Raw genomic sequence first — 11,741 nt, 5'->3', positions numbered from 1 at the left:
GATGAGCGGGATCGATCAGGACGCGGCCGAGAACGGCCGGACGCCTCAGCGCGACGCACCCGATTGGTGGATTTACCGGGGAACCGGACGGCCCATTCACGACATCGACCTCGCGCAGTTGCTGCCCGCGCCGCCGCCGTGGCGTTCGTATCGCGGGGACCCGCCACCGGAGGACGACGTGCCGCCGCCGGACGACGGCGAGACGGAGCGTCGTCTCGGCACCGCGTTCACGCTTTCGGAGCTGACCGTCGACGACGGCGAGCTGAACATGGTCAACGCCGCCCTGTATCTGCGCCGTCCGTTGCTGGTCACCGGAAACCCGGGGACGGGGAAGTCCAGCCTCGCGTACCGGATCGCCAGGGAACTCGGTCTCGGCAGGGTGCTGCGCTGGGCGATCACCAGCCATACCGCGCTGAGTTCCGGGCTGTACGGCTACGACGCGATCGGCCGGGTCCAGGCAGCGGCGACCAGTCAGGCGCAACGGGGCGGCGAGGCCGAAGAACCACCGATCGGCGATTTCGTCCGGCTCGGCCCGCTGGGCACCGCTTTTCTCCCGAGCAGACTGCCGCGGGTACTGCTGATCGACGAGCTGGACAAATCCGAGGCGGATCTGCCCAACGATCTGCTGTCGCTCTTCGAAGACGGTGAATTCTCCATCGACGAACTGGCGCGCGTGCGCAACCGGCATCCCGAGGTCACCGTGCACACGGCCGACCCGCAGCGCACCGCGGTGGTCCGCGACGGCCGGATCGCCTGCCACGCCTTTCCGATCGTCGTCATGACCAGCAACGGAGAACGGGAGTTCCCGCCCGCCTTCCTGCGCCGCTGTCTGCAATTGCGGATCGAGAACCCGGACGAGGAGCAGCTCGCGGCGATCGTGGCGGGCCATCTGGTCGGCGAGGACGGCGAACACCGGGACCGGCTCATCCGGGAATTCGCCGAACGGAGCAAGGCGGAAGGCGGGCTTCCCACCGACAGGCTGCTCGACGCCGTCTATCTCGCGACGTCGGGCGCGTACCAGCCGGATCAGGAGGCATGGCCGCGGCTGGTGGACGCCCTCTGGCAACGACTGACGGTGCGGTGACGTGGACGGGCCGGGCGGTGTGTCCGACTCGCGTTCCGCCCCGGTGGCGGAGCGACGGAAGACCGGTTCCTCCCAGGGGGACAAGCGGTTCGGGTTCGAGGATCTGACCTGGATCGATGTCGCCGACATCGTGTGGCTGGCCGCGGCCATCTCGCCGCGGCGGGCAGCCGGCGAAGCCGAGCCCGCCGAGGAACCGCGGCGGCCTTCCGGGAAAACGCGGATCCGCAACGCTCCCGCCGAGCGCGGGGAAACCCCGGAACCTCGCGAGTCGCCGCCGTCCCGGATCGTCGACGCCGAGGTGCCCGCCGAAGACGACGGTGAGGTCGTCGCGATCGAGGCCGTGCCCGGTGAGTTGCCCGAACCCGCGGTGGACGGCACCGGGCCGGGGGGAGTGGTGCTCCTGGAATCGCTGGAGTACTTCCGCGCACTGAGATCGCTGAAACGGGAGACGGCGTCGCGGCGACACAACAATGTGGTCCTGGACGAAGTGGCGACCGCCGTCCGGGTCGCGGAGACCGGCCGGTGGTGGCCGGTCACCCGATCGAGAACAGAGCGCTGGCTCGACCTGACGCTCGTCCTCGACAATGGTCCCTCGATGGCCTTGTGGCGGCCGAGGGTGTCGGCGTTCGTCGAACTACTCCGGCAGGTGGGTGCTTTCCGCACCGTTCAGGTCCGGCTGTTGGAAACCGCGAAGGACAGCGAAGAGGGTCTCGTTCTCCGTGGTGGCACGCCCGGTTCGCCCGCCCGCGACCCGGACGAGATCGTGGATTCTTCGGGGCGGCGGGCCGTATTGCTGCTGACCGACGGTGTCGGTGATGCCTGGCAGAACAAGGACGCGCTGTACCCGATGCTCGCGCGCTGGGGAAGGTCGATGCCGGTGAGCATCGTCCACCTGCTTCCGCCATGGCTTTGGGGCCGGTGCGGTATGGAGCCGCACAAGGCGTGGTTACGCGTCCCGAACGCGTTGGCGCCCAACAGTCGATGGGGTTGCGACCTCGCGGACGCCTGGCTCGAGCCCGGTTCGCAAGTGCCCGGCCACCTCGTCCCGGTGCCGGTCCTCGAATTGCGGCCGCGGTCGCTGGGCTGGTGGGCCGGACTGATGACCGGCGAAAACACCGGTGCCGCCGGAGGAACGGTCGTCCTCGCCACGGAACGGATCTCCCGGTCCGACTTCGCCGACCCGCCGGTAACTTTGTCACCCGCCGAAAGAGTGCACAGATTCCGCAGTGTTGCGTCGCCGCCTGCCCTACGATTGGCGCAGTTGCTCGCGGCGGTACCGGTCCGTCTCGACATCGCGAAGCTGGTGGGACAACGGTTCGTACCGGAAGCGGGAGTGGAGCACCTCCTCGAACTTTTGCTTTCGGGGATGATGTACGCTCCCGCACTCAGGAAGGGCGAGTCCACTTGGGACACCGACGGGGTCTTCGCTTTTCCCGAGGCAGTCCGGGAATTGCTGCTCAGTGGCGCGCGACGGTCGGAAACGGCCAGTGTCGTCCGAGTGGCCGCCACCCATTTCGGTGACCGGATCAGGTTGCTCGGTCACCTCCGGGACGCCATCGCCGACCCGAACAACACACCGGATCCAGACCTCACCCGCGAGTCCCCGGCCGATGTGGAATTGGAAAGCGCGCTCATGCGCGCGCTTTCCGGACCGTACCTGTCCCGGGCCGACCGGCTACGGAACGCGGTACAAGGCCGGGGCCTCGTCGCATTCGAATCTGAATCAATAAAGAAGGCTGTGAGCCCAGAGATGCCTGAGACGGCCGAACGTCCACCTGCTTCGACACCTGCGCCACAGGGACGCTCGACTTATCTCAGCGAGCCCGACGCGAACGAACCGACGACGAGGATCGTCCACCCTTCGGCCTCGGACAGTTCCCGGCATTTCCCCAACCGCCAGCCCGACGACCCGCCGCTGGTCTTCGGGAACGTACCCCCGCGGAACCCCAACTTCACCGGTCGCGACGAACTGCTCGACCAGCTCACCAAACGGTTGAGCAGCGGTACCACCGCCGTGCTCCCTTCGGCGCTGCACGGTCTCGGTGGTATCGGCAAGACCCAGATGGCGACCGAGTACATCTACCGGCACCTCCAGGATTACGACCTCGTCTGGTGGATCGACGCCGCGCACACGACCCAGATCCGCGCCGGTCTCACCGAACTCGCCGGGATGCTCGGCCTGCAGGGCGCGTCCGAAGCCAGCGTCGCGGTCCCGGCGGTCATCGAAGCACTCCGGACCGGGCGGCCGTTCCGCCGCTGGCTCCTGGTCTTCGACGCCGCCGAGAGCCCGGAAACCGTGCTGCCGTTCTTCCCGCGCAACGGTCCGGGCGAAATCCTGATCACCTCGCGGAACTCCGATTGGGCCGGTATCGCCCGCCCGCTGGAACTGGCGGTGTTCAAACGCGAGGAAAGCGTCGAGCTGCTCGGCCGCCGCGGCCCGGAGATCGACCCGGCCGACGCCGACGAACTCGCCGAGAAACTCGGCGATCTGCCGTTGGCCGTCGAACAGGCGGCGGCCTGGCGCGCGGTGACCGGGATGCCGGTGCAGGAGTATCTGCGCTTGTTCGACGAGTCGGTCGAGGAAATCCTCGACACCGCCTCGGCGCCCGACAACGAGGTCTCCGTCGCCGCGGCCTGGAACGTTTCGTTCGAGGAACTGAAGACCCGCAACCCGGCGGCGCATCAGATCCTCCACATCTGCGCGTTCTTCTCGCCGGAGCCCATTTCGCGTGACCTGCTCACCGGGGTCAACCGGGTGTCGATCTCCCCGGAGCTCGACGCGGCCCTGCGCGACCCGATCAAGCTCGCGCGGGCCATCCGGGACATCAACAGGTACGGCCTCGCGAAGATCGACCACGGAAACAACACCCTCCAGCTGCACCGGCTGGTCCAGCTGGTCCTGCGCAACCGGGTCATGGCCCGCCAGGTGCACGCGCGGATGCAGCACGGCGCCCACCAGCTGCTGGCCGCGCTGGACCCGAACGACCCGGAGTCCAGCAGGCACTGGTCGCGCTACCGCGAACTGCTGCCACACGCCTACGCCGCGAACGTGCTGGACTGCGACGATGACTGGCCGCGTCAGCTCTACATCAACCTGATGCGCTACCTGTTCGAGTACGGCGATCACGAGGAGGCCGCCCGGCTCGGCCTCGAAGCGCGGAAGCGGTTCACCTCCGCCCTCGGCCCCACCCATCCGCAGACGCTCGAAGTCTCGTCGAGGCTGGGGCTCTATCTGTGGGCGATCGGCCGGTACTCCGAAGCCGCGGAACTCAATCAGCGCACTCTCGCACTACGCCTTCAGGTGTCCGGTGAAGAGAACGAAGAGACGTTCGCACTCCAGCGGAACATCACGATCGACCTCCGGGCGCAGGGCGACTTCGCGGCGGCGACCAAACTGAGCGAAGAGATCTACCAGAAGTCCAAGCGCATGTTCGGCGAGGACGACCCGGAGACACTCAACGCCGCGTACCAGCACGCCATCAGCCTCCGGCTGACCGGCGCCTACCGCGCGGCCGCGGAACTGGACCAGGACACCCTCCGGCGCCGGATCGAGGTCCTCGGCCGCGATCACGTCCGCACCTTCAGCGTCAACGCTTCCTTGATCGTGGACCTGCGCGAGGCGGGGGAGTACGGCCAAGCCCGGGTGCAGCAGGAAAGGCTCGCGGAGAATTTCTACGCGCGCTTCGGCCCGGACCAGCTGGACAGCGCGACCCATTCGTTCCTGCTTTCCGTGACCCGGCGCAAGGACGGCGACCATGCGGGCGCGCTCAGCCTGTCCACGGAAGCTCTCAAAAGGTTCCGGCCCGCCTACGGTGACGACCACTCCGTCACGATGGGCTGCGCTCTCGCCCATTCGCTCGATCTTCGTCACTCAGGTGACTTGGCCGCGGCCAAGCGCCTGGGGGAAGAAACCTTCGAGCGATTCCGGAGCGGGCTCGGCGAGTATCACCCGCACACTCTCGTCGCCAATATCGACCTGGCGGTCACCTTGCGGCTCATGGGGGACGTCGAGGCCGCCCGCGTCCTCGACGAGCGCGCCCTCGAGCAGTTCCGGGCCGGCATCGGCCCGGACCACCCGTATGCCGTCGCCGCCACGATCAACCTGGCGAGTGACCTGGCGGCGCTGGGTGAGCTCGACCGGGCGGTGGAACTGGGACGGGACGCGGTCGAACGCGGCACACAGGTCCTCGGCGAAGACCACCCGACGGTACTGGCGGCGTCCTTCAACCTCGGACTGGACCTGGCCGCGCTCGGCCGGACGGACGAGGCAGCACCGTTCCGCGACCCGATCCTGGTGCGGTATCGGCGGGTCCTTGGCGAGGCCCACCCCGGAACGCAGGCGGCGGGCCGGGGTGCCCGTGCCAACTGCGACATCGACCCGATCCTGATGTGAGTCAGCCCGGAACGAGTTGACCGATCCAGGCGGCGAGCTGTTCCACGGTCGGTGGCCGGGGAACGGCTCGCAAGGACCGATGCACGGCCCGGACGAGTTCGGGGCAGTGCAGCAACGCGCGGGCGGCGGGGTGTGGGCCTCGTGCGGCGAGCGCGAGGCCCAACCCGACGAGGGAGTTCGGCCGGTCCGGATCCGTGGCGAGTTCCCGCCGGTAGCCCTGGACGGCTTCGAGAAAGTCGCCTGAGGTGTAGGCGAGATCGGCGGCGGTGGCGCCGGGCACCGTCGGCGGGCGTCCGTCCGGCGACAGCGGTGTGCCGCCGACGGCGAGCCGGATCAGGTCCGTTCTGGCGTGGGACCAGTCTCCGTCCGGTACCGGCGTCGGGGGAAGGTCCGGGGCGTCGAGTGTGGCGGGCGGCCGCGGTCGTCCGCTAAGCCAGGCTGCCGCCAGTTCGGTGACCACCGACGGGTCAGGCCGCAGGTGGCGGGCCCGCCAGCCGGCGAGGTGATCCCGGCCGGCGGCCGCGGCCAGTTCGCCTGCCTCCGTCGACACGGGCTCGTCCTGCCAGGGGCCGAGGCGTTCGGCGATGTCGTCGAGGAACCGGCGTCCGGCGTCGGTCAAAGTCGAGTCCGAGCGCAGGATCCGCAGGGTGCGCCACGTCTGCGCGCGCCAGAACGCGAATTCGAAGCCGGAGCGCCGGGGGCATTCGCCGGCGTTGGCCAGCGCGCGCCAGAATGCGGTGACCCCGAAGAAGGCGTAGACCCCTTGCAGGGCACCGCTCACGGGCCGTGGATCATCCCGCCAGGTCACGTAGATCCGTTCCCGTGGATCCGGCTCGTACAACTCGACGAGGTGCAGCAGGCCGCCGAGCACGATGTGCTGGAACTCGTGGATCAAGGTCTCCGCGAGCGACGTGCCGTCGGCGGGCAGGCCGACCACCGCGCTGCCGAAGGCCTCCCCGGTCGACGCGCTCGGATTCCGGAAGAGCACCTGGGGTTTCGGCACCAAGGAGGCGAGCCCCAGCGGCATGATGCGGGCCAAGCCGGGGAGATGGGCGGCGATCAGGCGGCAGGCTTCGTCGATCAGCCGTTGCCAATCCGCCAATTCCTTGCCCGGCAGCCGTTCCGGCGGGACCGGTTCGTAAAGCCCGCGATAGGGATCAAGATCGTCCAGCCGCAGGGAGAACCGGTGCGCGCCGACTTGGCTACGCACCCGGCGGATTCCCCACCAGCCCGGGGCGTCGGCGTCGGGTGAGCCGGGCAGGCGGACCGTCGTTTCGGCGTTCGAGACGAGGTAGCGGCCGTTCTCGCCGCACACGATGGCTGAGGAAAATGCCGCGGTACCGGGAAATCTCGCCATGCCGAGGGACGGGAGCATGGCGTTGCCGTGCCACGCCGGGATGGCCGTCTCGAAGTCCAGCTCCGCCCGGATCGCCGCGGCCGCCGCGATCGCGTGCGCGTGGCCCAGATGCATCCACAAAGGACCGACACCGTCGATTCCGTTGCGCAGCAGACGAGTCGTGTAGCCTGCCCAGCTTCCGGTGTACGGATTGGTGAGCATCCGGTTCACCGCGCGAGGTGCCCGTGCCTCGGCGCGTGCGAGGAGTTCCCAGGCGGACTCCAGTGGGGGCAGGGGGCCCGAATGGCCCGGTGTCTTCGTGGCCTCGGTCAGCAAAGCGTGGATCAACAGTTTGCGGCGGCTTCGCTCGGCGCGCCGCAACCGCCGGGCCATGTCCTCGTCGCCGTCAAGGCGTGCCAGCGCGTCGAAGTCCTGCCACGACAAACGATGGAACGCGGGGCGAGCCCCGGCAGACGGCGGCATCAGTCGATGCGCTCGCCACCGGACTGGCCCCCGCTTCTGTAGCGTGCGCGGAGGAGAGTGGTCCGTTCGACGACGTGATGCGCCGACTGGCGAAAGGCTTCCCCGTCCAGCTCCCGCAACGCGGTGAAGGAGACCGCGTCGAGATCGAGCAACGCCGATTCGATGTCCGGTTCGGTGCTTGCCGAGAAAGAACTCATCGTGCCGATTCCCTCCACCCCGTGAAACGGTTGCGAGAGTTGAACCTCGACAAGGATAGCCGAGATTGCGTGCCTGATCAGGCCTCGGCGGGCGGTGGGGGCCGCCCGGCCGCCAATTCCCGTAATGCGCGAGGGCGGGTGATGGTGACGCGCTGACGCGCGGTGCGCACGACACCCAGCCGCCGGAGTTCTTCCAGGCCCCGGATCAGGGTGCTGCGCGAGACACGCGCGAAGCCCGCCAATTCCCCTTGGTTGAACCGGAGATCGACCTGCTGCCCGTCCGTCCAGTCGACGGCGTGCTGCAGCGCCAGCTCCAGGAGGACCGCGGCGAGGCGTTGCGGGAAGTCCGGCCCGCCTGCTTCGAGCCGCAGCCGGTCGGACTGCTGCAGCCGGATCGCCGCGGTACGGAAGATCTCTTCGGCGATCCTCGGCCGGTCCCGCAGAACGCCGAGGAACTTCTCCCTCGGCACGACGAGGGTGCGCACCTCGTCGATCGCCGACATGGTGGCGGACCGGGGGAGTCCGCTGATCGGGGCCAGCTCGCCCACGATTTCCGCGGGACCGCGGGCGGCGAGCGGCGCGTCCTCACCGCGATAATTGGTGGCGCTGATCTTCACCCAGCCGTGGAGCACGACGAACATACTGGTGGGCGGACTGCCTTGGAGGGCGAGGATCTGGCCGGGCCGCCACACCTTCACATGGCCCGCGCGCCGAAGCGCTGACTGCTCCGCGGGCGTCAGCCGCCCCCACGTTCCGAAGCTCCCGTGATCACCCGTTGGAGAACCGGTCATCCTGGCCCTCCGAATCGCCGGGGGCCGGTTTCGCGCTGTGTTCCATTTGACGCATCAGCCACTCCCCCGACTCGTCAGCATGGTCAGTGGGCAGAACGACCCGGAAGTTTCGCACCGCAACCGGTAATTGTGCCAGGCAAGGGGTGACTTCACCAGGCCTCGGGCCGGCGACGGGGGAGGACGTCATGCGCAGCGCCGAAAGTGTCATGGGACGGCCGAAGGATCACCGGCGTGAGCCGGCCGCACCGAATCCGCGGACGCCCAAGGCGTTCGGCCGAAGACCGGCCTTCTTCGCGCCGCACCCGCCGTTGATGTCCGGCGGGTGGTATCAGGGCGACGACCGGGAGGTCGTCGGACCGGGGCGCTATCCGGTTCCGCGTCCGCCTGCCAAATCGGTGAAGGTGGCGCTGTCGTGGGTGTTCTTCCTGGGGCCTTTGGGCTTTTGTTATGTGTCACCCGTCGGCGGGCTGATCGCGACGGCGGTTTCGGTCACGGCGATCACCTTCGGCGGGGCCGTGTTGATGGCCGTGATCTGGCCGGTGGTCATGGTGCTCGCGGTGGCGGCGTTGTCCGGCCGTCCGGACAACGGCGCGAAATGACGTCCGGCCGGTTTCCGGCCGGGTGAGCCGGGTGGGGGACGCTCAAGGGGGGCGGCCCCCACCACGGTCTCCGGGGGTCGTGAGTGGTAAGTGCCGTTAGAACGACACTTACCACTCACGACCCCCGGACCGAACGGCCGCGTGGATCCACCATCCGAAAGTCGCGTCTTGTTGCTCCGATCATGCAGCCCGCGGGCGGAACCCTTGAACCGATCAGCGCCCCTATGCTTCTATCTGCTCGATAGTCGCGGATAAGGTGCATTTTCGAACACGATTGAAACGGGTTCAACGCAGTTCCTGGAGGGCTCCGTGCGCCGTCGTACCCTGCTGAAGGCCGCTGGTGCGGCTTCCGCTTTCACCTTGCTCCCGGCGAGCGTCCGGCAGGCGCTCGCCGCGGAAGCGCCGACGGGCGGGCTCGAAGTCATCGAGCATGTCGTGGTGTTCATGCAGGAGAACCGGTCGTTCGACCATTACCTGGGGACGCTGCGCGGCGTCCGGGGTTTCTCCGATCCGGCCGCGATCAAACTGCCTTCCGGGGCGTCGGTTTTCCAGCAGCCCGACGGCGCGGGAACCCTGTTGCCGTATGCGATCGACGACCAGTTCATGGCCGACGTCGACCACAGCTGGTCCGGCGGGCACCGGGCGTGGAACAAGGGCCGCCACGACGCGTGGCGTGCGGCCAAGGGCGTTCGCTCACTGACCTACCACAAGCGTTCGGCGCTGCCGTTCTACCACGAACTGGCCGACGCGTTCACGGTCTGCGATGCCTACCACTGCTCGGAAATGGGACCGACCAACCCGAACCGGATGTACCTGTTCACCGGCAAACTCGGCTTCGAACCGGACGGCACGACCCGCGCGATCGGCAATGACGCGTGGCAGAACCCCGGGCACACCGGCTACACCTGGAAGACCTACGCCGAGCGACTCCAGGCCGCGGGTCGCAGTTGGCGGGTCTACCAGGAATGGGACAACTACGGCGACAATTCGCTGGACTATTTCAGCAGCTTCCTGGCCGTCGGCACCAAGGCCTTGTCGAAGGTGAAGGACTCCGCGGGCAAAGCCTTTCCGAAGCTGGAGTACTTCTACTACGCCCTGGATTCGGCCTCGGCCGCCGAACGAACCCGGCTGCTCGACGGACTCGCCGCGGGGGTGGCGACCTTGACCGCGACCGAGCGCGCTCTGTACGACCGTGGCCTGGCCAGGGTCGCGCCGAAGCAGTTGCCGGTCGCCTTCAAGGCCGATGTCGACGCGGGCAGGTTGCCGTCGGTGTCGTGGATCGTCGCACCGGAAGCGCAGACCGAACATCCCGCGTGGGGGCCCAACACCGGGGCGGAGCTGGTGAAGTCGATCCTCGACACGATCGCCTCCAAACCCGGCGTGTGGAACAAGACCTTGTTCCTGCTGACCTATGACGAAGACGGCGGCTTCTTCGACCACATGCCACCGCCCGCGCCGCCGGCGTCGGACGGCGAAGGCAAGAGTTCCGTGGCCACGACCGACGAATTCGTCTCCGGTGAACCGATCGGGCTGGGTGTGCGGGTGCCCATGTTCGTCATCTCGCCGTGGAGCCGGGGCGGGAAGGTGTGCTCGGAGGTCTTCGACCACACCTCGGTGCTGCGGTTCCTGGAACAGTGGAGCGGCGTCGCCGAGCCGAACATCTCGCCGTGGCGGCGCACCGTATGCGGTGACCTGACTTCGGCGCTGGACACCACGGCGCCGAACGCGACCTATCCGGCGCTCACCGAACCGGTGCCCACGAGCGGGCCGTGGAACACCCAGCCGCAGCCGCCTTCCGTGCAGAAGCTTCCGGTGCCGGAGACCGGCGTTCGGCCCGCACGACCCTTGCCCTACCGGTTGGCGGCTTCCGGTCGAGTGACGGCCGAGCGGTTCTGGATCGACTTCGCCAACACCGGAACCGCGGGCGCTCACTTTTACGTATACGCCAACGCGCACCGCACCGACGGGCCTTGGCGCTACACGCTCGGCGGGAACGCGACGCTCTCGGACTACTGGCAGGTGGGTTCCCCGGACGGCGCGTACGACCTCACCGCGCACGGCCCCAACGGTTTCCTGCGGCGGTTCGCGGGCAACCGGATCACCGCGACCACCGGCGGCAAGCCGAACCCGGAAGTCGTGCTGCGGCCCGGTTCCGGCGTCGTGTACCTGAAGATGACGAACGCCGGCGCCGCTTGCGAGCTGACCGTGCGCACCGGCAATCGGGGTGGCGGACCGTGGACGTACACGGTCGCCCAAGGCGCGACGGTCGAGGACTGGTTCAGCATCGAAGGCGGCATGGGCGGCTGGTACGATCTGACCGCTCAGGGGCCGGACGGCTTCCTTCGCCGTTTCGCCGGGCATGTCGAGACGGGCGCCGAGACCATCAGCGACCCGGTGATGGGCTCCGGGCCGCTCGCCGTCACCGTCCGCTCGGCCGACAGCCAGGAGACCGTGGGCGAGTCCGGCGCCGCCGCGAACGCCGTCGACGGTGATCCCGCCACCCTCTGGCACACCAAGTGGTCCGGCGGGGTGGACCCGTTGCCTCACGAAATCCAGCTCGATCTGGGTGCCGCTCGCACCGTCACGGGCCTCGCCTACTTGCCGCGCCAAGACGGGTCCGGCAACGGCCGCGTCGGCGCGTATGAGGTCTATCTGAGTACCGATGGGTCGGCCTGGGGAAGCCCCGTCGCCACGGGTACCTTCGCCGACGACGCGGCCCGGAAGACACTGCGGTTCTGGCCTGCCCGAGCCCGCTATGTGCGGTTCCGCGCCCTCACCGAGGCGGGCGGGCGCGGCGCGTGGACGTCGGCGGCGGAGGTCACCCCGCTCGGCTGGACATAGCCAGAAGGGGCGCAACG

7 protein-coding genes are annotated in these 11,741 nt (G+C 68.6%); 4 read left to right on the top strand and 3 right to left on the bottom strand.

Annotation, left to right across the window (positions count from 1 at the left end; all coding sequences use genetic code 11):
* Nucleotide 1 precedes the first annotated feature (1 nt).
* Together BLW75_RS16675 and fxsT are read left to right on the top strand one after the other, a co-directional pair.
* The gene (locus BLW75_RS16675; RefSeq protein ID WP_034313618.1) at nucleotides 2-1,084 is read left to right on the top strand and encodes an AAA family ATPase; all 1,083 of its coding nucleotides are present in this window, start codon (nucleotides 2-4) and stop codon (nucleotides 1,082-1,084) included.
* A gap of 1 nt (nucleotide 1,085) precedes the next feature.
* Complete coding sequence (gene fxsT, locus BLW75_RS16670) at nucleotides 1,086-5,477, top strand: FxSxx-COOH system tetratricopeptide repeat protein (RefSeq protein ID WP_091597745.1); 4,392 nt, start codon at nucleotides 1,086-1,088, stop codon at nucleotides 5,475-5,477.
* 1 nt (nucleotide 5,478) lies between these two features.
* Here the strand turns inward: fxsT and BLW75_RS16665 are convergent, their stop codons facing one another.
* The 3 genes from BLW75_RS16665 to BLW75_RS16655 form a co-directional block, all read right to left on the bottom strand.
* Nucleotides 5,479-7,296, bottom strand: coding sequence for an HEXXH motif domain-containing protein (locus tag BLW75_RS16665; RefSeq protein ID WP_091597742.1), 1,818 nt, complete (start codon nucleotides 7,294-7,296; stop codon nucleotides 5,479-5,481).
* Entirely contained in the window at nucleotides 7,296-7,493 is a 198-nt protein-coding gene (locus tag BLW75_RS16660; protein ID WP_198935753.1) for a hypothetical protein, read from the bottom strand. Before BLW75_RS16660 ends, BLW75_RS16665 begins: the two co-directional genes overlap by 1 nt.
* A 77-nt stretch (nucleotides 7,494-7,570) precedes the next feature.
* Nucleotides 7,571-8,284 (bottom strand): Crp/Fnr family transcriptional regulator, encoded by a 714-nt coding sequence (locus BLW75_RS16655; RefSeq protein ID WP_034313613.1) that lies wholly within the window; start codon nucleotides 8,282-8,284, stop codon nucleotides 7,571-7,573.
* A 185-nt stretch (nucleotides 8,285-8,469) separates the two neighbouring features.
* Between BLW75_RS16655 and BLW75_RS16650 the strand changes: the two genes are divergently transcribed.
* Both BLW75_RS16650 and BLW75_RS16645 read left to right on the top strand, forming a co-directional pair.
* The gene (locus BLW75_RS16650; protein ID WP_034313610.1) at nucleotides 8,470-8,883 is read left to right on the top strand and encodes a hypothetical protein; all 414 of its coding nucleotides are present in this window, start codon (nucleotides 8,470-8,472) and stop codon (nucleotides 8,881-8,883) included.
* Between the two features lie 309 nt (nucleotides 8,884-9,192).
* Nucleotides 9,193-11,724 carry a phosphocholine-specific phospholipase C gene (locus BLW75_RS16645; RefSeq protein ID WP_034313608.1) on the top strand — a complete coding sequence of 844 codons (2,532 nt, stop codon included), beginning with the start codon at nucleotides 9,193-9,195 and terminating at the stop codon, nucleotides 11,722-11,724.
* The last annotated feature ends 17 nt before the right edge of the window (nucleotides 11,725-11,741 follow it).

Origin of the sequence: Amycolatopsis lurida, from assembly GCF_900105055.1 — a bacterium.
Taxonomy (GTDB): Bacteria; Actinomycetota; Actinomycetes; order Mycobacteriales; family Pseudonocardiaceae; genus Amycolatopsis; species Amycolatopsis lurida.
Note: the sequence above shows the minus strand (reverse complement) of the source record. Positions and strands in the feature narration are given on the sequence as shown.